The sequence below is a fragment of the Actinosynnema sp. CS-041913 genome (assembly GCF_050942485.1).
In the GTDB taxonomy this organism is placed as follows: Bacteria; Actinomycetota; Actinomycetes; order Mycobacteriales; family Pseudonocardiaceae; genus Actinosynnema.
On record NZ_CP192037.1, the window covers coordinates 7,048,283 to 7,067,949 of the forward strand.

Consider the following 19,667-nt stretch of genomic DNA (forward strand, 5'->3'; position numbering starts at 1 on the left):
AGGACGGCGGCGTGGACATCGTCTTCAAGGGCGCGCGGGTGGTGGACGGCACGGGCTCGCCCGGCTACCGGGCGGACGTGGGTGTGCGGGACGGCAGGATCGCCGGGATCGGCTCCGTGAGCGGGATGCGGACGGTCGACGCCGACGGGCTGGTGCTCGCGCCCGGCTTCATCGACATGCACTCCCACTCCGACCTCCAGGTGCTGGCGCGGCCGGACCACCTGGCCAAGGTCTCGCAGGGCGTGACGACCGAGGTCATCGGCCAGGACGGGCTGTCCTACGCGCCCGTGGACGACGACGTGCTGGCCGCGCTGCGCGCCCAACTCGCCGGCTGGAACGACGACCCGGCGGGGTTCGACTGGAACTGGCGGTCGGTCGGCGAGTACCTGGACCGGCTCGACCAGGGCATCGCGGTGAACGCCGCCTACCTCGTGCCGCAGGGCACGCTGCGGATGCTGTGCGTCGGCTGGGACGACCGGCCCGCGACCGAGGCGGAGCTGGACCGGATGCGGTCCGTGCTCGCGGAGTCGCTGGCGCAGGGCGCGGTCGGCATGTCGTCGGGCCTGACCTACACGCCGGGCATGTACGCGGGCGTGGACGAGCTGGTCGCGCTGTGCCGGGTGGTCGGCGAACTCGGCGGGTTCTACAGCCCGCACCACCGCAGCTACGGCGCGGGCGCGCTGGAGGCGTACGCCGAGATGGTCGACGTGTCGCGGGAGTCCGGCTGCCCGCTGCACCTGGCGCACGCCACGATGAACTTCGAGGTGAACCGGGGCCGCGCGGGCGAGCTGCTGTCGTTGCTGGACAACGCGATCGCGGCGGGCGCGGACATCACCCTGGACACCTACCCGTACCTGCCGGGCGCGACCTACCTGTCCGCCCTGCTGCCGAGCTGGAGCGGTGAGGGCGGCCCCGACGCGACCTTGGCGCGACTGTCCGATGTGGACACGCGGGAGCGGATCCGGGTCGAGATCGAGGAGACCGGCTCCGACGGGTGCCACGGCGTGCCGATCGACTGGGACGCCATCGAGATCAACGGCGTGCGCAAGGCCGAGCACGCGCACCTCGTCGGGCACAGCGTGGCGGCGTCCGCGCGGACCGCCGGGAAGTCGCCCGCCGACCTGTACTTCGACGTGCTGATCGCCGAACGGCTCGGCACGTCGTGCCTGATGCACGTGGGCCACGAGGAGAACGTCCAGGCGATCATGCGGCACCCGGCGCACACCGGCGGCAGCGACGGGCTGCTGGTCGGCGACCGGCCGCACCCGCGCGCGTGGGGCACGTTCCCCCGCTACCTGGCGCGGTACGTGCGCGACCTGGGCGTCCTGGGCCTGGAGGAGTGCGTCTCCCACCTGACCGGACGAGCCGCCAAACGCTTGCGCCTCACCGATCGCGGTCTGGTGAAGGAGGGCTACGCGGCGGACCTGGTGCTGTTCGACCCGCACGCGGTGGCCGACACCGCGACCTTCGACAACCCCCGGCAGGCCGCCGAGGGCATCCCGTACGTCATCGTGAACGGCGTTCCGGTGATCGACGACGGCAGGCGCACCGACGCCCTGCCCGGCCATTCCCTGCGAAACACCCGGAGCCGCGCGTGATCGACTGGTTGCAGCATTCCACCGGAGGGCTGCTGACGCTCTCCGGCCTCAGCATCGCCCTGCTGCTGGTGCTGATCATCAAGGTGAAGGTGGAGCCGTTCATCGCGCTCCTCGTGGTCGGCCTGCTGGTGGCGCTGGCCGCGGGCCTGCCGGTCGAGAAGCTGGTCGGCTCCGCGCAGAAGGCGTCCGGCTCGCTGCTGGAGGGCGGGTTCGGCGGCATCCTCGGGCACGTGGCCGCGATCATCGGCCTCGGCACGCTGCTCGGCGCCATCCTGGAGGCGTCCGGCGGCGCGGAGGTGCTGACTCGGTCGCTGCTGAAGGCGTTCGGGGAGAAGCGCGCGCCGCTCGCGATGGGCCTGGCGGGCCTGATCTTCGGCGTCCCGGTGTTCTTCGACATCGGCATCTTCGTGCTGGCGCCGCTGGTCTACGTGGCGGCGAAACGCAGCGGGCGGTCGATCGTGCTGTACGCGATGCCGCTGCTGGCCGGTCTGTCCGTGATGCACGCGTTCATGCCACCGCACCCAGGTCCGGTCGCCGCCGCGGGTCTGCTGCACGTGTCGCTGGGCTGGATCATCATCATGGCGCTGGCCGTCGCGATCCCGGCGTGGTTCATCGGCGGCGTGCTGTTCTCGGCGTGGGTCGGCAAGCGGATCGTCGTGCCGGTGCCGGAGGAGATGCTGGCGGCGGCGGAGAAGCTGCGGGCCGACGAGTCGCGCGGCGAGCCGCCGCTGTCGCTGGTGCTCGGGATCATCGCGGTGCCGCTGGCGCTGATCCTGTCCGGGACGTTCGGGAGCATCCTGCTGCCCAAGGGTTCCACGGTGCTCGGCGTGTTCACGTTCCTCGGCACGCCCGCCGTCGCGCTGACCATCGCGGTGCTGCTGGCGTTCTGGCTGCTGGGGTACCGGCGCGGCATGACGCGGGCGCAGGTCGGCGAGCTGTCGGCGGCGTCGCTGCGGCCGGTGGCGATGATCCTGCTCGTCGTCGGCGCGGGCGGGTTCTTCGGCGCGGTGCTGTCGGCGACGGGTGTGGGCAACGTGCTCGCGACCGAGCTGTCCGACCTCGGGCTGCCGGTGATCGCACTGTCCTATGTGATCAGTTGCGGCATGCGGATCGCACAGGGCTCGGCCACCGTGGCGATCGTGACCACGACCGGCATCGTCGCGCCCGTCGTGGCGGAACTCGGCTACTCGCAGCCGCAGCTTGCGCTGGTGGTCATGGCGATCGCGGCCGGCTCGATCATCGCCTCGCACGTCAACGACGGCGGGTTCTGGATCGTGTCGCGGTACTTCGGCCTGTCGGTCAAGGAAACCCTGCAAACGTGGACGGTGCTGGAGACCATCCTCTCCGTCGTGGGGTTCGCGGTCGCAGCGCTGCTCAGTCTCGTGGTGTGACCGCCGCGCGCCAGTGCCCGCCGGACGTGTTCCCGGCGGGCACTGGCTTTTTCGAGGGGTTATTCAGGTGGTCCTCACACACCGGCCTTCTTGCCGTCCGGCTTGGCCGCGAACCACACGCCACCCACGCCCTGGCCCTTGGCCTCACCGCACACCTTGTCGTCGGCGAACAGGTAGAGCGGCCGGCCCGCGACGGTGACCTGCTTCTTGCCGTCCTTGCGCTGCACGGTGCCGACGAGCGCCTTGTCCACGCCCTGCACCTCGAAGGTGTCCGACTCGACCAGCAGCGGCGGCCACTTCACGGCGCAGTCACCGTTGCAGTTGGACGCGGACGGGTCGGCGGTGTCCTTGTCGAAGCGGTACAGCGTCATGCCGTCCTTATCGGTCAACACGGTGCCCAGGTTGCCGACGGACGCGGTGGTCAACGTCAGCCCGGCGGCGGCCTGCGCGGCCTTCTTGCCGTCCGGCGCGGCGACGAACCACGTGCCGCCCACGCCCTGCCCCTTGGCTTCGCCGGGCGCGGCGTCCTGCGCGAAGCGGTACACCGGCCACCCGCCGACCGTGAGCTGCTTGGTGCCGTCCTCGCGCTCCACCGTGCCGACGAGACCCTGGTCCACGCCCTGGGCCTGCACCTCGCCGGCCGGTGCCAAGGCGGGCGGCCACTTCACGGCGCAGTCACCGTCGCAAGTGGACAGCGACGGGTTCGCGGTGTCCTGGTCGAACCGGTACAGCGTCAGGCCTTTGCCGTCGGTGAGCACCGTCCCCAGACCGGTCACGACCGCCGTGGCCAGCACCGGCCCATCCGCCGCGGCGGGGTCGGGGGTTGGCTGTTCCTGTTGCGCCAGCACGATTTCCTGCTGCTGGGCGGTGGGATGGGGCGCTCCAGCCTGCGTCGCCTGGCCGCACGCGCCGAGCAGCGTGACACCGATGAGGGCGGCCCCGAAAACGGCCGCACGAGTGCGGGTCATGGTGAACCTCCTGGGGTGATCGCCGGCATCCGCTGCGGCAACCGACTGCCACCAACACGGACGGTTCGCCGGGAGGGTTCACCGTTCTTCGGATTTTCCCGTCCCGGCCGGCGTCACCCGCGTCGAGCCGCCTGGAAACCTGCCAGGTAGGTGCGCAGGCCGCGTTGGCCGTTGCGCATCATCAGCTCGTGGTTGGCTTTGAGGAACGGGCGGCCGATGAGCGCGAGGGCGCGCAGGAGCGGCTTGCGGACCGTGACGTGCTGGTCGTAGACCAACCGCGAGCCCTCGCCGTCGGGCCGGACGCGCCAACTCGCCGTGCCGTCCAGGTCGCCGACCAGATCGGCCTTGAGCAGCCCGGACTCGGGCTCCTTCGCGTTGTGCCAGGTCTGGAAGACCAGGTCGTAGGGCAGCAGGGACCGGCAGCGCAGCTCGGCGGCGCGCTCGGCGATCTGCCGCGCCTCCCGGACCTCCGGCCACCAGTGCGGGTAGCTGCCCAGGTCGGCCAGCACGTCGAACGTCTCATCCGGTGGCGAGTCGACCTGCCAGACGCTGCGGAAGCGGTACGAGTTCAGCGGCACGGTCGTGAGCGGCATAGTCGAGATGGTCGCCTAGAGCGAACGGCCGCACCAGTGAGCCATTCGGGCGACATGACCAAGCCGCCCGCGGCCCGCGCTGCTCGGACACCGAGGGCTGACCCACACCGTCCGGTCACCCAGGGCGTGCCCACCGCAGCCCGGCCACCCACGACGGGGCCCAGCGCAGCCCGGTCACCCACGATGTGGCCCAGCGCAGCCCGGTCACCCACGATGTGGCCCAGCGCAGCCCGGTCACCCACGATGTGGCCCAGCGCAGCCCGGTCGCACAAGCATGGCCCGCCGAGCCGTCGACTCGGCGGGCCTCGCCTCGGTGCCGGTTCGGGGATCAGCCCGCTACCGCTGCCGCCGTCGTGCCCAGGACCTCGCGGAGGAACTGGCCGGTGTAGCTGTCCTCGTCGTCCGCGACCTCCTCGGGCGTGCCCTCGGCCACCACCATGCCGCCGCCGGACCCGCCCTCCGGGCCCATGTCGACCAGCCAGTCGGACGTCTTGATCACGTCCAGGTTGTGCTCGATCACGATCACCGTGTTGCCCTTGTCCACCAAGCCGTTGATCACGCCCAGCAGCTTGCGGATGTCCTCGAAGTGCAGGCCCGTGGTCGGCTCGTCCAGGATGTAGACCGTCTTGCCGGTCGAGCGCTTCTGCAGTTCGGACGCCAGCTTCACGCGCTGCGCCTCACCGCCGGACAGCGTCGGCGCGGGCTGGCCCAGGCGCACGTAGCCGAGGCCGACGTCCACCAGGGTGCGCAGGTGGCGGTGGATCGCGTTGATCGGCTCGAAGAACGCCGCCGCCTCCTCGATCGGCATGTCCAGCACCTCGGAGATGGTCTTCCCCTTGTAGTGCACCTCCAGCGTCTCCCGGTTGTACCGGGCGCCCTTGCACACCTCGCACGGGACGTAGACGTCCGGCAGGAAGTTCATCTCGATCTTGATGGTCCCGTCGCCCGCGCACGCCTCGCAGCGCCCGCCCTTGACGTTGAACGAGAACCGGCCCGGCTGGTAGCCGCGCACCTTCGCCTCGGTGGTCGCCGCGAACAGCTTGCGGATGTGGTCGAACACACCGGTGTACGTCGCCGGGTTCGACCGGGGGGTGCGGCCGATCGGCGACTGGTCGACCTGCACGAGCTTGTCGACCTGGTCCAGGCCCCGGATGCGGGTGTGGCGGCCGGGCACCTGGCGCGCCCCGTTGAGCTTGTTCGCGAGGACCGTCGCCAGGATGTCGTTGACCAGCGTCGACTTGCCCGAGCCGGACACGCCGGTCACCGAGACCAGGCAGCCCAGCGGGAACGACACGTCGATGCCGCGCAGGTTGTGCTCGCGCGCGCCCACGACCGTGAGCTGGCGCTTCTTGTCGACCTTGCGGCGCGTCGACGGCATCGGGATCTGCTTGCGGCCCGCCAGGTACGCCCCGGTGATCGAGTTCTTGTTCTTCAGCAGCTCCTGGTACGGGCCGCTGTGCACGACCTCGCCGCCGTGCTCGCCCGCGCCCGGACCGATGTCGACCACCCAGTCCGACGTGCGGATGGTGTCCTCGTCGTGCTCCACCACGATCAGCGTGTTGCCCAGGTCGCGCAGCCTGGTCAAGGTCTCGATCAGGCGGTGGTTGTCGCGCTGGTGCAGGCCGATCGACGGCTCGTCCAGCACGTACAGCACGCCCACCAGGCCCGAGCCGATCTGCGTGGCCAGCCGGATGCGCTGCGCCTCGCCGCCCGAGAGCGTGCCGGACGCCCGGTCGAGCGACAGGTAGTTCAGGCCCACGTCCAGCAGGAAGTGCAGCCGGGCCTGGATCTCCTTCAGCACCGCGCCGGCGATCATCGCCTCGCGCTTGGCCAGCTTGAGGCCGTCCAGGAACTCCGAGCACTCCGCCACCGACATGGCGCACACCTCGGCGATGGACTTGTCGCCCTTGCGCCCGTGGTGCAGCGTGACGGCCAGGATCTCCGGCTTGAGGCGCGTGCCCTGGCACACCGGGCACGGCACCTCCCGCATGTAGCCCTCGTACTTCTCCCGCATGTACTCGGACTCGGTCTGCTCCTGCCGGCGCTCCAGGAACGGGATGACGCCCTCGTAGTTCGCGTAGTACGAGCGCTCGCGGCCGTACCGGTTCTTGTACCGGACGTTCACCTGCTCCGGCACGCCGTGCAGGACCGCCTTCTGCGCCTTCGCGGGGAGCTGCCGCCACGGCGTGTCCATGCGGAACCCGATGGTCAGGCCCAGCGCCTCCAGCAGCCGGGTGAAGTACTCGGCGGTCTGGCCGCTGGCCCACGGCGCGATCGCCCCGTCGGCCAGCGACAGCTCGTCGTCCGGCACGACCAGCTCCGGGTCGACCTCCTTGCGCACGCCGATGCCGGTGCAGGTCGGGCACGCGCCGTACGGCGAGTTGAACGAGAACGACCGGGGCTCCAGGTCCTCGATCGCGAGCGGGTGGCCGTTCGGGCAGGCCAGGTTCTCCGAGAAGCCCCGCACGCGGCCGGGGTCGTTCTCCGGCACGTCCACGAACTCCAGCTCGACCAGGCCGTCGGCCAGCCGCAGCGCCGTCTCCACCGAGTCGGTCAGCCGCTGCTTCGCGCTCGCCTTCACGCTCAGCCGGTCGATGACCACCGCGATGTGGTGCTTCTCCTGCTTCTTCAGCTTGGGCACCTCGCCCAGCGCGTAGACGACGCCGTCGACCTTCGCGCGCGAGTAGCCCTGCGACTGGAGCGTGGAGAACAGGTCGACGTACTCGCCCTTGCGGCCCCGGATGACCGGCGCGAGCACCTGGAACTTGGTGCCGGACGCCATCGCCAGCACCTGGTCCACGATCTGCTGCGGGGTCTGCTTGGAGATCGCCTCGCCGCAGGTCGGGCAGTGCGGCTTGCCCGCGCGGGCGTAGAGCAGCCGCAGGTAGTCGTAGACCTCCGTGATGGTGCCCACGGTCGAGCGCGGGTTGCGGCTGGTCGACTTCTGGTCGATGGAGACGGCGGGCGACAGGCCCTCGATGAAGTCGACGTCCGGCTTGTCCATCTGGCCGAGGAACTGCCGCGCGTACGCGGACAGCGACTCGACGTACCGCCGCTGCCCCTCGGCGAAGATCGTGTCGAACGCGAGGCTGGACTTGCCCGAGCCGGACAGCCCGGTGAACACGATGAGGCTGTCCCTCGGCAGGTCGAGGTCCACGCCCCGCAGGTTGTGCTCGCGCGCGCCGCGAACGACAAGGCGGTCAGCCACAACGGTTCCCTTCGGTATTCGGCCATCCCCGAACAGATGTTCGAAAAAGCGTACTGGACCACCACGACAGACCTGTCGGGCAGGGGCGGGCTCCATGCTAAGGGCGACCCCCGACAAAAACGGGCGGGCCCGTCCGCGATCGTGCGCCAACGGCTCTACCGGTCGGTAGCGAACGCCCCTACGCTGGGACGATAGGCCATTCGGCCGTAGATGTCGGGGATGAGGTGCCCATGAGCTTCGCTGATGCCGCCCAGGTCCGGTCCTCCGGAACGAGCGTACCCGCGCCGCGCGAGCAGTCCGCGGCGGTCCAGGACGCCGTCGCCGGTCTAGCCGAGGTGGAACGGGCGACACAGGCGCTGTACGACGTGGTCGCGGGCCTGGACCAGGTCGCGGTGCGTGGACCGAGCCTGCTGCCCGGCTGGAGCCGGGCCCACGTCGTGACCCATCTCGCCCGCAACGCCGACGCCCTGGTCAACCTCCTGACCTGGGCGAAGACCGGCGTCGAACACCAGATGTACCCGAGCCCGGCGGACCGGGACGCGGACATCGCCGAGGGCGCGGGAAGGCTGCCGCAACTGTTGCGGGCCGACCTGGACGCGGCGAGCCAGCGGTTCGCGACGGCCGGGCGCGACCTGCCGCCGACCGCGTGGGAGGCGGAAGTCACGTACCCGCACAGCGGGCCGTTCCTGGCGCACCGCATCCCGTGGCTGAGGCTGCGCGAGGTGTGGGTCCACCTGGTGGACCTGGACTCGGGGGTCGATTTCGACGACATCCCGGCGCACCTGGTGGAGGATTTCGTGGACGAGGCCGTGGGCCGGTTCGCCGACCGCGCGGACGTGCCGGCCGTACGGCTGGACGTGACGCTGCCGGACGGCCGCCACCGCGGCTGGGAGCTGACGGCGGCAGGCGACCCGGTGACCGTCGGCGGCCCGGCGGCGGCCGTGCTCGGCTGGCTGACCGGGCGCCGGAGCGGCGCGCGGCTGGACGGGCCCGTGCCGACGCTGCCCAGGTGGCTCTGAGCGGTGTGCGCGTCGTCGGGCGCCGGGCCGGTGCCTAACGACGCTCGGAGCTGGGAGTTGTGAAGGCCGTCATAACTCGATCGAATGAACTTGTGGCGATCCCTTGAGGTTGCCGTTTCGACTACCGTCGGCGCTCGTGGACGTACTTGAGGACTACACGGGCCACGTCGGGCCCGACGGCCCGGCCACCCGCCGCACGCTGGACGAACTGACCATCACGAAGATCTCGGTGGGCCCGATGGACAACAACGCCTACCTGCTCGTGTGCCGTGCGACGAACGAGGCCCTGCTGATCGACGCGGCAGCCGACCCGTCCCGCCTCTCGGACCTGGTGGGCCACTCCCTGGAACGCCCGCGCCTGAAGACCGTGGTCACGACCCACCGGCATGCCGATCACTGGGGGGCGTTGGGCGCGGTGGCGGGAGCGAACGGCTCCAACACCGTGGCCCACCCGCTGGACGCCTCGGTGCTGCCCATTCCGCCGGATCAGTTGGTCGAGCACGGGGACACCGTGCCGGTGGGCCGGGTGCCGCTGACCGTGATCCACCTGAGGGGCCACACGCCCGGGTCGATCGCGCTGCTGTACCGGGAGCCGGGTGGGCGTGCGCACCTGTTCACGGGCGACTCGTTGTTCCCGGGTGGTCCTGGACGGACGACGAGCCCGGAGGACTTCACGAGTCTGATGGACGACCTGGAGGCCCGGGTCTTCGGCGAACTGCCCGATGACACCTGGTTCTACCCCGGTCACGGGGACGACTCCACGATCGGAGCAGAGCGTCCCAAGCTCGGTGAGTGGCGGGAACGCGGTTGGTGACTCGCAGATCCCGGAAAGCCGTTGCGAGAGGATCCGCGATCTCCTCGACGCCATCTGATCCGGCGCGGGTGACCGACCGCGGTTCACCCGCCCAGCGAACACTGTCGACACGCTCCACGACCCCTTGGGCGTGGTACGGCTCAACATGCCCGTCCGACCATGACAACGACCATGCCGTCGAGCACTGTCGGACTGTTGCTGACACCGCCCGGATCCTCAGGTGGGGGAAGGCCGGACAACGACCGCGGAGGACTGGCCCACCTGGAGGCGTGGCGCTCGCACGGTTGGTGGTCGATCGCCAGGGGCACAGCCGGCCAACCCCGCCGGGTGACGCACCGACGGGGTCGGCTGAGGGGGCCGCCACCGCGGTCAGGTGTCCGACCGCCACAGAGCGGAAACCGGAACGGCCCAGATCCGGTCGCCCAGCGGCAGCACTTGCGATCCGGCGTGGAGCACCAGACCCGTCGTGAACCGGCTTCCCAGCCTGTCCCGCAACATCACCAGGTGCTTGGCATGCCGGGCAGTCGGCGTGCTGGTCAGCTTGATCTCCAAGCCGGCCAGCTCACCAGACCTGCGGTCCTCCACGATGAGATCCACCTCGGCCCCGTCACGGTCGCGGAAGTACGACAGGTCCACGCTCCGCTCGCTCCACGTGGCCTGCTTGAAGACCTCGGTGATCACGAACGTCTCGAACAGCGCACCTGCCGCAGTCCCATCCGCGGTCAGTGAGAACGCCCGCTCGCCGAGACCGCAGAGATCCGCCGCGAGACCAGTGTCCACGACCACGACCTTCGGGCGACGCTTCGCCCTGTTCGTGATGTTGGTCGACCACGCGGGCAGCAAGGTCACCAGGTGGAGGGCCTCCAGCAGGGTCACGTAGTTCGACGCCGTCTCACGGCCGACGTCGGCGTCCCCGGCGACTCCGGCGACGACCAGCTCCTGACCGGTACGAGCGGCCAGGAGGCGCAGCAGCTTCCGCAGCTCGGCCTCCAACCGGACCTCGGCGATCGGGCGAAGCGCCTCCCTCGACACGACGTCGTGCACGTACGCCTCGAACCAGTTCCGGCGCTGACGTCCGGCAAGTCCCTCGGTGACGATCTCGGGGTACCCGCCCTCCAACAGCGTGCTGATCAACTCCGCACGCGGCAACGGCTCGAACCGAGCCGGCCATCGGGCCGGCTCGAACAGCAAGTCCAGGAAGGTTTCCCGCACGCCGAGCCGCTCCCCCATCGACAATGGCCAGAGCAGCAGCCTCCCGGCACGACCCGCCAAGGTCTCCGAGAGGCCCTTGTCGGCCAGGTAGTTGGTCGACCCCGTCAACAGCATCTGACCTCGCGCGCGGTCACGGTCGGCCGCCTGCTTCACCGCGAGCAGAAAACCACGTCCGGCACGCTGGAACTCGTCGACCGCCGCCGGTCGCGGCAAGGCGTCCACGAAACCGACCGGATCGTCCGCCGCACGGGCGAGCACGGCCTCGTCATCGAAGCTGAACCACGCGTGGTCGGGCAGGTCGAGCAACTCGCGCACCAGCGTCGTCTTCCCGGTCTGCCGCGCGCCACCGAGCAGGACCACGCGGAACGAAGCCAGCAGCTCGGTCACCCTCGGAGCTGCGTTGCGCTGTACGAGAGTACTCACAAGTCGATCCTAACCGACAGAACGCGGTTCCCCTAAGCGACAGAACGCGCCAAGCCTGGGCCACACTCTGCCGAACCGCTGCCCAGCAGTGGTACCGCTGACAGCGATCCAAATGACCTGTTCACCGGTGACTCGCTGTTCCCGGGCGGTCCTGGACGGACGACGAGCCCGGAGGACTTCACGAGTCTGATGGACGACCTGGAGGCCCGGGTCTTCGGCGAACTGCCCGATGACACCTGGTTCTACCCCGGTCACGGGGACGACTCCACGATCGGAGCAGAGCGTCCCAAGCTCGGCAAGTGGCGTTCGCGCGGCTGGTGAGCTGAAGGACCTCCCGGACGGGGCCGCCTGACTGTCAGACGGGCCCCGTTTCGCTGTAGGGGAGCTAACCGGGGAATGCGCCGAGGCGCGGTCCGGTGGACGCTTTCCGGACGAACAACTCCTCCGGCCAGAAGGTGTCTCCCAGCGATAGCTGATCGAAAAGCACGCAGACGGCTCCGGGTGTGTCTTCGGAATCCCAGACGGCCGAAACATCCCGGCCGCGTTCGTTCCCGTGCCGACTCAGCCAGTAGATCCTGTCGCCCGGCCTGAGCTGGAAAGCCGATACGATCTCCCGGTTCGACGACATGCGAGTGCTCGGCTGTCCGACCCGCGCGCCGAAATCGTATTCCGCAGCCGGCCGGGGGCATCGCCAGACGATCCGGAACTGCTCGTCGATCGGCAACGCGGGCGGACCCACGTGCACTTCTTCGACCAGGTAGAACGTGACGAGCCGACGCGCCTTGTCCGACATCTCACGCCACGGTGTCGAGAGCGCTTCGGCACCTGCCTCGGCATCCGACTCCAACTCCGCGGCGATGGTGGCCAGCTCGTGGTCGATCGCGGTCTCGGCGCGGAGTTCCTGGATCGACCGGGTCAACGCGTCGGGATCGATCCGAAGACGGCGTTCGACTCTTTTGGCCACGTAGTTGTCACGTGCGTCGATGTTGGTGTGGAGCGGCGGATCGTCGACGGCGGGTTTGCGAGCCCACTGGGCCGCGTCGAAGCAGGCCGCCAGCCACTGTGCCTCGGCCGTGCTCAGGATCGTTTCCGCCACTACGGGTATGCCGGGAAGCATGCCTGGTCGACCGTTGGGGTGGAAGTGCTCAGGGCCGATGTGCTCCGGATGCCAGTCGAGGTCGCTGTGGAGCAGGGTGGCGAATCCCTCACCCCGGCGCTGCCAGAAGATCAGATCCTCGCCGAACACGTTCACATGGTGCTGCACGATGTCCGATGGACCGAAGTCGACGCCCGCCATCTCGCCCAACTGGGCCTGGATGATCCGGTTGCCCCGAATAACGGCTCAGCTAGCGTCTGGCCTCGGCGACGAAGTCCGCAATGGATTCATCGTCCAACTTCCGGTCCGGGCTCATGGTGATCGTCTTGAGCACCTCGCCGTTGCGCCGCGCCGACAGCAGCTCCTTGGTGGCATTGGCCCGATAGAGACCGTCGGTGTCCGGGTCGTGCACAACGCAGAGCACCGGGATGTTGCCATCGGCCCAGGTGCCGCCGTGGTCACCGATCGGCACGGCGTACCCGTCGGCCCTGCGCCACGAACGGCCGCCCTTGACCTGGATCTTGACCAGGTCGCCGGTGACCTCGCCGTCCTCGGTGAACGTGACGTGTTGGTCCTCGCCGAAGTCGTTCTGGCCGTCCACCTCCTGGACTATGTGATTGTGTCGCTCCAGAAGCGTCCGCAGTGCGTTGACCGCCGCACGGCTGGGTCTGCGAGCGTCAGGCACTTTCGGCAACGGAACCTCCGGATCATGGTGCGCGGCGACCGGGCAGATGGTCCGCGACAGGTTGAGGTGCGGTCGGAGGATAGTGGCTCATTGCAGTACGTCGATCCGACGTGTTCATCCGGGCATGGATCCACTAGGAGATGAAGCATCGGTTGCAGACGGGACGCACCTGCCGCCCGCCGCACCTTGGAGGTGGTCGTGATGGCTATGCCTGTGTACCGCGTGATCGATGTGATCCCTGAGCCTATCGGCACTGGTGGTGCACAATTGAACTCGCCACACCCGGTCGAGCGCCATGTCGACCCATTCGGACGTGTCGCGATGTCGACTCCGGTGACTAGTTTCGAGCCAATGGGGAGAACGAAGAGTCGGACCAAGAAGGTAATCTGGCGCTTTTGGGGGTACTTGGTTCTGGCAGCCGCCGTCTACGTGTGGTTCGGCAACGACACCAACATCATTCTCGTCCTGGCGCTCTCCGCATTGTCGCTGCTGTACATGCTGTTCGCCGCGCCCATGTGGTGCATGGCGCCCAACACCACGAACGGAAAGCCGTGCAGCAACAACGCGCACGGGCTGCTGATCGGGTGCTGGATCAGGAAGCACAAGTGGGAGAAGGTGAAGATGGTCGTCAGGCGCCAACGGTGGGCGGAGTTGTGCCGGAGGTCGTGGTCGACCATCGGCGCGCAGGCCGCGACTGTCGGTGCGGTGGGCAGCTTCGCCTCCGCTGTCGCCGCGACCATCACTTTGATCATCAAAGTGTGATCACCTCGACACTGCCTTACCGGCCCTCCTCGGGTCTCATCGGCCTGCGTCGAAACGCATCCGGCCGACTACCCACCGTGCTACGGTCCGGCCATGGGGCGGGTCGACGTACGGCCGGAGAGCATCCACTCGGCGGCGCAGGCGGTCGATGGGGCGGGGCAGGACTGGGGCGAGTCGGTGAGCCGGCTGTCCGCCGAGATGGACGCGGTCGGGTCGCCGTACGGCTCGGACGAACTCGGCGCCGCGCTCGCCGAGATGTACGCGATCATCGGCCCGACGGCGTTGGAGTACTTCAACGAGACCGGGTTCTGCTTGGTCGAGACGGCCGCCGCGATGAACGACATGGCCACCGAGTACACGGTGGTCGAACAGGACAACACCGGGCAGATGCGCCGGGTCCAGGACATCGTCGCGAGCCTCGGCGAGGTGTGAATGGGACTCCAGCTACCACCCGAGTTGATCGAGGCGCTGTCCTGGATCGGGTGCACGTGGCCGGAGGCCGACGAGACCAAGCTGTTCGAGTGCGGTGAGTACTGGGGTGGGTTCGCCCAGCACGCCGCCGAGCACGCGGAAGCGGCGTCCGCCGCCGTGCAGACCATGCTCGCCGAGAACAGCAGCCCGGGGCTCGACGCGTTCCGCGGGTACTGGGAGAAGCTGTCCGGTCAGGACGGGTACCTGGTGGACTGCGGCATCGTGGCCGGTGCGGTCTCGATCGCGTTCTACTCCGCGGGCGGCCTGGTGCTGACGCTGAAGATCCTGGTGATCGCGCAGCTCGTGGCGTTCGCGGTGATCCTGGCCGCCGCCATCGCGGCTGCGTTCTTCACCCTCGGCGCGTCGCTGGCCGCGGCGGCGGAGGCCGCGGTCGTGGTCAACCGGACGATCGTCGCGCTGGTGACGGCCACCATCACCGCGGTGCGCGCGCTGGGCGCGCCGCTGTCCGAGCTGGTGCGCGAGCACCTGGGCAAGGAGATCGACCGGCTCAGCTCGCGGCCCATCCACTCCTCCGAGGACGGCGTCGACGAGTTCGACACCCCCGCGGAACGGGAAGCGGAGCGCCAGGAGTACGAACGCCGCAAGGAGGAGCTGGCCAAGGACCCGGACAACGGCGGGAAGGTCACGGACGCGACCCGGCGGGAAGCGGACGTCGCGCTGGGCCTGGAGAAGATGGGCGCGGTGACGCCGCCGGTCGAGCGCGGCAGTCCGGGCGCGGACTTCAAGGACGGCAACGGCCAGGACTGGGACGTGAAGGGCTTCCACACCCGGCCCGGTCGTGGCGGCTACACCAGGGACGCCGCCGAGAAGTCGATCCTGCGGGAGATCGCGGCCGGTGAGCACGTCGCGCTGGACACGGCGAAACTGTCCGCGGCGGACCGGGAGAACCTGAAGGAACTCGTCGCGTCCCACCCGGAGTGGGCGGGTCAGGTGGTGATCTACTGATGAGCGCGACACCGACGCAGGCGGAGTTCGAGGCGCTGCTGCGCGACCACCACGCCTGGAACGACCACGGCACGGGCCGGCAGCTCGTGCTCACCGGCCGGGCGCTGACCGGGCTGCGACTGGCCGGGCTGCGGCTGGACGGCGCGGTGCTGGACGAGACCGACCTGTCCGGCTGCGACCTCACCGGCACGGACTTCAGCCACGCGGACCTGGTCGGCGCGGACTTCCGCAACGCCCGGCTCACCGACGCCGACCTGTACAAGGCGAACCTGACCGGCGCCGACCTCGCCGGCGCGGACCTCACCGGCGCACGGCTGCTGCGGACGGACCTGACCGACGCCGTGCTCATCCACGCCACCCTCGACCGCGCGGACCTGACCAAGACGTACTTCTGCCGCACCGACCTGCGCGGGGCGAAGCTGCGCGGCGCCCGGTTCGAGCGCACCGGCTTCGACGCCGACCTCGTCACCGGCTGGGACGCGTCGGACGCGACGGGGACGGTCCTGCCGGGCAGCCTCGTCGTAGGTCCGGGCGGACCGGTCGACGCGATCGACGCCCTGCGCGAGGCAGGCGCCCTGGTGCGGCCGTTCACCGGAAAGGCGCAGCCATGACCGACCCCTGGGACGCCTCCAGGAACATCGTGCACCGTATGCAGGACCAGCTCGCGCAGGTGCGCGCCGACACCGGCGCACCACCCTCCGCACCCTCCGAACCCGTTGTGGGGACGGGCGAGGCGCTCGACGGCATGGTCCGCGTGGAAGCCACCCTGGGCCGCGTCAGCTCTCTGCGCGTCGACCCGTCGGCGCTGCGCACCCGGCTGCCAGACCTGGTGGCGGCGATCGTGGAAGCCACCAACACCGCTCTTGACGCCGCCCGGACGGCCACGGCGGAGTCCCTGCCGACCCCGCCGTCACTGGACCAGATGACCCGCACCTTGAACGAGTTGTCCGCCGACTCGCTGCGTGCCGCCGACCGGGCCGCCGAAGGTGTCCGCCAGTCGATGGCGGCTATCCAGCGCATCTCGGAACTGCACCGCAAACGCCAGTGAGGAGACCACGGCCTTCATCAGCCTCGACTCTCCACGCTCGACGCGGAACGCCCTCTCGTCAGCCGGTCCCGGTGCGGGCGACGGCGTCCAAGATGTCGAGGTAGCCGTCACTGGCCCGCCACAGATCGTCGGCGACGGGCGTGAGCTTGCCGGGATGCCAGCGCCGTTCCTCGTAGACGCGCGTGCGACCACGCAGCGCGCGGAGGCTCACCGCCAACTCGTCGGAGAGGCGCTTGCGCAGGTCGTCCGCGCTCGGTGCGGGCGGTCGGACTTGATCACCGCGTCCCTCCGCCAACGCCGTCAAGGTCTCTTCCGCCGTCCCGCTCTCCGCCTCCCACACCAGAGCCGGTCGGTCGATGTGGTGGTTCCAGACGGGACCGTGCGCTGATCGCCACAGCGGCACGATCGGGTTCTTGGCCAGGCGAGTCGCGTTGGCCCAGTGCTCGGCGCCGATCGGCTCGCCGCGCCACGGCACCTCGTCCACCGGGAGGTCGACGGCCAACGCCACGGTGACCTGCTCCAGATCGCGAGTCGGACCGAGGATGTCACCGACTGCCCACAACCGGACGACCCGCAACCGGTAGATCGACACACCGTCCAACTCCGCGCACTTCGCCGCCAAATCCCGCAGGTGCTGCACCGCACGCGTCCACTTCACGGTGCCATCTTCCCTCACCTGCCGGGCACATCGAACGGTGACGCGGACTCGGCGCCGTCGAGCCACACCAGGTGCAACCGACTCACGCCGGTCGCACCCGTGCTGTGCCCGAACACAGCCAATGCGCTCTGCGGATTCTGCGAGCGCAGGCGGAAGTCACCCTCGACGGACTTGACGTCGGTGTGGTCGCCGAAGTCCAGGCCGTAAGCGGCGACCTCGGCGTCCTCCCGTTCGCCGTACTCCTCCACGATGGCGAACAGCCGTGGCGCGTCATCTCGTACCAGGCCCGCCACAAACCTGGCGAACTCCTCATCCGTCCGGTGCCCGACCCCGGTCACGCCGTTCACGCACACTCCTTCACGAGGCCGACGACATCATCGTGGTGCTCGACACGGGCGTGGGTCTGGTGATGAACCGTGACCGCGCAGGCCGGACGAAGCCAGGCACGGCTCCACGCGGCACCGGCCGCCCCATCTCCACGTACTCCAGCGCCTTCAGCAACTTCTCGGACTGCCCGACACATACTGACCAGCACGGCAACACCTCTCTACCTGGAGTACTCCTGATCACGACACCTATTCGCAGGTCACACGGACGACTTCGAACAGGTCCTCGAACTGCATAGGTGCAAGCGCGATCAGCGCACCCCCAATGAAGGCCGGCCCCGGTCGAAGGTCACCGCTGACGACCCGCGCCACCGTCGACCTGTTGACCTCCATCGCCTTGGCCAGCGCGTAGTCCGAGCGGAACCCGCCAAGTTGAGCCGCCCTGGAGAATGCCCTCGTCCGCAACCGAACCGTGTGCGGCACCGATCCCGCCTCACCCGGCCGATGCCGGGAACGGCTGCGCCGCAGCCTTGGTCATCACAACCACCCGCCCTACACCTACGCCGCTCGAAGTCGAATCGCTCTGGCCAACGTAGGGACTACTGAGCATGACAAGTTGTACAAAATGTGTGACCACCCGGAAGCTACCCTTGCCGTACGCGCACCAGCCATCCGCTGGAGAGGAGGGCGATGCAGGACACCCTCGATCACATCGGCAAGCGCGTCCGCTACTGGCGCCTACGCCGCAACCTGGGCCGCAAGCAGTTCGCTGACATGATCGGCCGCTCCACCTCCTGGCTCGACAAGATTGAAACCGGCGAACGTGGACTGGTCCTCATCCCCGCCATCGAACTGGTCGCCGAAGCTCTCTCCATCGACCCCGGCGTCCTCACCGACGCCCCGGCCGCAGCTCGCGCGGCGGACTGTGTCGACCCCGCTGAAGTCGCCGCCATCCGCGCCGTACTGGGCCGCTACCCGGGCTTGGCCGCCTCGCCCCAGGAGACGCCGGCGGTAGCCAGGCTCGCCCGCCAAGCGGAGTACCTGGACCACGCCTGGACCTCGTCTCACTTCACGACGATCGCCCAACAGCTCCCAAAGCTGCTGGAAGCCGCACAGGCCGCCGCTCTCACGGCCTCGCCGTCGGAGGAGGTCGAGGTCCACCGCGTCCTGGTCATGTCCTACCGCTTGGCGTCGTCGATGCTGCTCAAGTTCGAGAGCCACGACCTGGCCTGGCTGGCCGCGGACCGTGCCATGCACACCGCCCTGGCAGTGGACGACACCTGGTCACAAGCGCGCGCGACCCGCAGCGTCGCCCGAGCCATGACCGCTGCCCGTCAGCGCGCTGAAGCCGTGGACGCCCTCATAAGCATGACCGACCGGATGCGCCCCGAGGTCCCCGGCGAATCCGGCACCCTGCTCTCCCTCTTCGGGATGCTCTACCTGGCCGCCGCCATCTCCGCAGCAGAGCAGGAGGACGCCGCACTGGCGTTGTCGATGCATGAGGAAGCCTTCCAAGCCGCCGAACGCATGGAACCCCACTACGACACCCATCACACACACTTCGGCCGCACCAACGTGGCGATCCACCGAGTATCCGCCCTCGTTCGCCTCCACGAGGCCGACGTGGCCCTTCGCTTCGCGAGCACCATTCCGCCGGGTGCTCTCAACGCCCTGCCACCGGAACGCCGAGCCAACTTCCTGCTCGACCTGACCCAGGCCAACACCCACCGCGGCAACTACACCGACGCCACTCGCAACCTCGCCCAAGCCGAACGCATCGCCCCACAGGAAGTCCGCTGCCGTCCGGTAGCCCACAGCCTGCTGCGGGCCCTGCTGTCCACCACCACCGGCGAACCTGCCCGCCAGATCCGTCAGATCGCCCACCGAGCCGGAGTCCCCGCATGACTACCCGAGTCCTCTATCTCATGATCTGCGGGGCCGGTCCGGCCGACCATGTCGACGTCGTGATCGACTTGGCCCAGGACAGAGGTTGGTCGGTCCACTGCGTCGCCACACCGGCCGCCGTCGATCACTTTCTCGACCTTGACAAACTCGAACACCTCACCGGCCACCCCGTCCGCACCGACTACCAACGTCAAGGCCAACCCGCTTTGCCCAAAGCCGACGCCGTCATCGTGGCCCCTGCCACCTACAACACCATCAACAAATGGGCAGCAGGCATCGCCGACACCTACGTCCTCACCCAACTCGCGGAATTGACCGGCCTCGGCGTCCCGATCGCAGTCCTGCCATTCGTGAATACCGCTCTTGCTGCGAACAAGGTGCTCCGCCGCAGTATCGACGCGCTGCGGGCAGCAGGTGTGAGAGTGCTCTTCGGCGAAGATGGCTTCCAGCCGCACCCGCCCAGGCACGGAGACCGTGTCATGGCCGAGTACCCGTGGCAGCTAGCTCTTGATGCGGTGGAGTAG

General features: G+C 69.2%; 19 protein-coding genes and 1 pseudogene. 12 read left to right on the forward strand and 8 right to left on the reverse strand.

Annotated features, from left to right (window positions below; genetic code table 11):
• The first annotated feature begins 11 nt into the window (after nucleotides 1-11).
• Nucleotides 12-1,598: an N-acyl-D-amino-acid deacylase family protein gene (locus tag ACQPZF_RS31500; protein ID WP_433263176.1), complete on the forward strand. Its 1,587-nt coding sequence runs from the start codon at nucleotides 12-14 to the stop codon at nucleotides 1,596-1,598.
• Nucleotides 1,595-2,989: a GntP family permease gene (locus tag ACQPZF_RS31505; RefSeq protein WP_433263178.1), complete on the forward strand. Its 1,395-nt coding sequence runs from the start codon at nucleotides 1,595-1,597 to the stop codon at nucleotides 2,987-2,989. The genes ACQPZF_RS31500 and ACQPZF_RS31505 overlap by 4 nt, the downstream gene beginning before the upstream one ends.
• A gap of 74 nt (nucleotides 2,990-3,063) precedes the next feature.
• Here the strand turns inward: ACQPZF_RS31505 and ACQPZF_RS31510 are convergent, their stop codons facing one another.
• The 3 genes from ACQPZF_RS31510 to uvrA form a co-directional block, all read right to left on the reverse strand.
• Nucleotides 3,064-3,957, reverse strand: a complete 894-nt coding sequence (locus ACQPZF_RS31510; protein ID WP_433263180.1) for a hypothetical protein — start codon at nucleotides 3,955-3,957, stop codon at nucleotides 3,064-3,066.
• A 113-nt stretch (nucleotides 3,958-4,070) separates the two neighbouring features.
• Nucleotides 4,071-4,550: an SRPBCC family protein gene (locus ACQPZF_RS31515; protein ID WP_433263182.1), complete on the reverse strand. Its 480-nt coding sequence runs from the start codon at nucleotides 4,548-4,550 to the stop codon at nucleotides 4,071-4,073.
• Nucleotides 4,551-4,878: 328 nt separating this feature from the next.
• Nucleotides 4,879-7,758: an excinuclease ABC subunit UvrA gene (uvrA, locus tag ACQPZF_RS31520; RefSeq protein ID WP_433263184.1), complete on the reverse strand. Its 2,880-nt coding sequence runs from the start codon at nucleotides 7,756-7,758 to the stop codon at nucleotides 4,879-4,881.
• Between the two features lie 230 nt (nucleotides 7,759-7,988).
• Between uvrA and ACQPZF_RS31525 the strand changes: the two genes are divergently transcribed.
• Together ACQPZF_RS31525 and ACQPZF_RS31530 are read left to right on the forward strand one after the other, a co-directional pair.
• Nucleotides 7,989-8,777 carry a maleylpyruvate isomerase family mycothiol-dependent enzyme gene (locus tag ACQPZF_RS31525; protein WP_433263187.1) on the forward strand — a complete coding sequence of 263 codons (789 nt, stop codon included), beginning with the start codon at nucleotides 7,989-7,991 and terminating at the stop codon, nucleotides 8,775-8,777.
• Between the two features lie 136 nt (nucleotides 8,778-8,913).
• The gene (locus tag ACQPZF_RS31530; RefSeq protein WP_433263188.1) at nucleotides 8,914-9,591 is read left to right on the forward strand and encodes an MBL fold metallo-hydrolase; all 678 of its coding nucleotides are present in this window, start codon (nucleotides 8,914-8,916) and stop codon (nucleotides 9,589-9,591) included.
• A gap of 369 nt (nucleotides 9,592-9,960) precedes the next feature.
• On the opposite strand, the gene ACQPZF_RS31535 is transcribed toward ACQPZF_RS31530, so the two are convergent.
• A complete protein-coding gene (locus ACQPZF_RS31535) occupies nucleotides 9,961-11,226 on the reverse strand; it encodes an ATP-binding protein (RefSeq protein ID WP_433263190.1) in 1,266 nt (421 codons plus the stop codon).
• 117 nt (nucleotides 11,227-11,343) lie between these two features.
• Between ACQPZF_RS31535 and ACQPZF_RS31540 the strand changes: the two are divergent.
• Nucleotides 11,344-11,547, forward strand: a pseudogene (locus ACQPZF_RS31540) (MBL fold metallo-hydrolase); the annotation flags it as partial.
• 64 nt (nucleotides 11,548-11,611) lie between these two features.
• Here ACQPZF_RS31540 and ACQPZF_RS31545 read toward each other — a convergent pair.
• Together ACQPZF_RS31545 and ACQPZF_RS31550 are read right to left on the reverse strand one after the other, a co-directional pair.
• Nucleotides 11,612-12,532, reverse strand: a complete 921-nt coding sequence (locus ACQPZF_RS31545; protein WP_433263192.1) for a hypothetical protein — start codon at nucleotides 12,530-12,532, stop codon at nucleotides 11,612-11,614.
• A gap of 40 nt (nucleotides 12,533-12,572) precedes the next feature.
• Nucleotides 12,573-13,007, reverse strand: a complete 435-nt coding sequence (locus tag ACQPZF_RS31550) for a DUF4365 domain-containing protein (RefSeq protein WP_433263194.1) — start codon at nucleotides 13,005-13,007, stop codon at nucleotides 12,573-12,575.
• Nucleotides 13,008-13,208: 201 nt separating this feature from the next.
• Here ACQPZF_RS31550 and ACQPZF_RS31555 point away from each other — a divergent pair, with 201 nt between their 5' ends.
• The 5 genes from ACQPZF_RS31555 to ACQPZF_RS31575 all read left to right on the forward strand — a co-directional run bounded on the left by ACQPZF_RS31555 (nucleotide 13,209) and on the right by ACQPZF_RS31575 (nucleotide 16,254).
• Complete coding sequence (locus ACQPZF_RS31555; RefSeq protein ID WP_433263196.1) at nucleotides 13,209-13,769, forward strand: hypothetical protein; 561 nt, start codon at nucleotides 13,209-13,211, stop codon at nucleotides 13,767-13,769.
• A gap of 93 nt (nucleotides 13,770-13,862) precedes the next feature.
• Nucleotides 13,863-14,201, forward strand: coding sequence for a hypothetical protein (locus ACQPZF_RS31560; protein ID WP_433263198.1), 339 nt, complete (start codon nucleotides 13,863-13,865; stop codon nucleotides 14,199-14,201).
• Nucleotides 14,202-15,206 carry a hypothetical protein gene (locus ACQPZF_RS31565; protein ID WP_433263200.1) on the forward strand — a complete coding sequence of 335 codons (1,005 nt, stop codon included), beginning with the start codon at nucleotides 14,202-14,204 and terminating at the stop codon, nucleotides 15,204-15,206. It begins immediately after the preceding gene.
• Nucleotides 15,206-15,817: a pentapeptide repeat-containing protein gene (locus tag ACQPZF_RS31570; protein WP_433263202.1), complete on the forward strand. Its 612-nt coding sequence runs from the start codon at nucleotides 15,206-15,208 to the stop codon at nucleotides 15,815-15,817. Before ACQPZF_RS31565 ends, ACQPZF_RS31570 begins: the two co-directional genes overlap by 1 nt.
• Nucleotides 15,814-16,254 (forward strand): YbaB/EbfC family nucleoid-associated protein, encoded by a 441-nt coding sequence (locus ACQPZF_RS31575; RefSeq protein ID WP_433263204.1) that lies wholly within the window; start codon nucleotides 15,814-15,816, stop codon nucleotides 16,252-16,254. Before ACQPZF_RS31570 ends, ACQPZF_RS31575 begins: the two co-directional genes overlap by 4 nt.
• Before the next feature lie 58 nt (nucleotides 16,255-16,312).
• Here ACQPZF_RS31575 and ACQPZF_RS31580 read toward each other — a convergent pair whose 3' ends face one another.
• Both ACQPZF_RS31580 and ACQPZF_RS31585 read right to left on the reverse strand, forming a co-directional pair.
• Complete coding sequence (locus tag ACQPZF_RS31580) at nucleotides 16,313-16,912, reverse strand: DUF7711 family protein (RefSeq protein WP_433263206.1); 600 nt, start codon at nucleotides 16,910-16,912, stop codon at nucleotides 16,313-16,315.
• A gap of 14 nt (nucleotides 16,913-16,926) precedes the next feature.
• A complete protein-coding gene (locus ACQPZF_RS31585) occupies nucleotides 16,927-17,259 on the reverse strand; it encodes a hypothetical protein (RefSeq protein WP_433263208.1) in 333 nt (110 codons plus the stop codon).
• Nucleotides 17,260-17,928: 669 nt separating this feature from the next.
• Here ACQPZF_RS31585 and ACQPZF_RS31590 point away from each other — a divergent pair.
• Both ACQPZF_RS31590 and ACQPZF_RS31595 read left to right on the forward strand, forming a co-directional pair.
• A complete protein-coding gene (locus ACQPZF_RS31590) occupies nucleotides 17,929-19,143 on the forward strand; it encodes a helix-turn-helix domain-containing protein (RefSeq protein WP_433263210.1) in 1,215 nt (404 codons plus the stop codon).
• Nucleotides 19,140-19,667 (forward strand): flavoprotein, encoded by a 528-nt coding sequence (locus ACQPZF_RS31595; RefSeq protein ID WP_433263212.1) that lies wholly within the window; start codon nucleotides 19,140-19,142, stop codon nucleotides 19,665-19,667. Before ACQPZF_RS31590 ends, ACQPZF_RS31595 begins: the two co-directional genes overlap by 4 nt.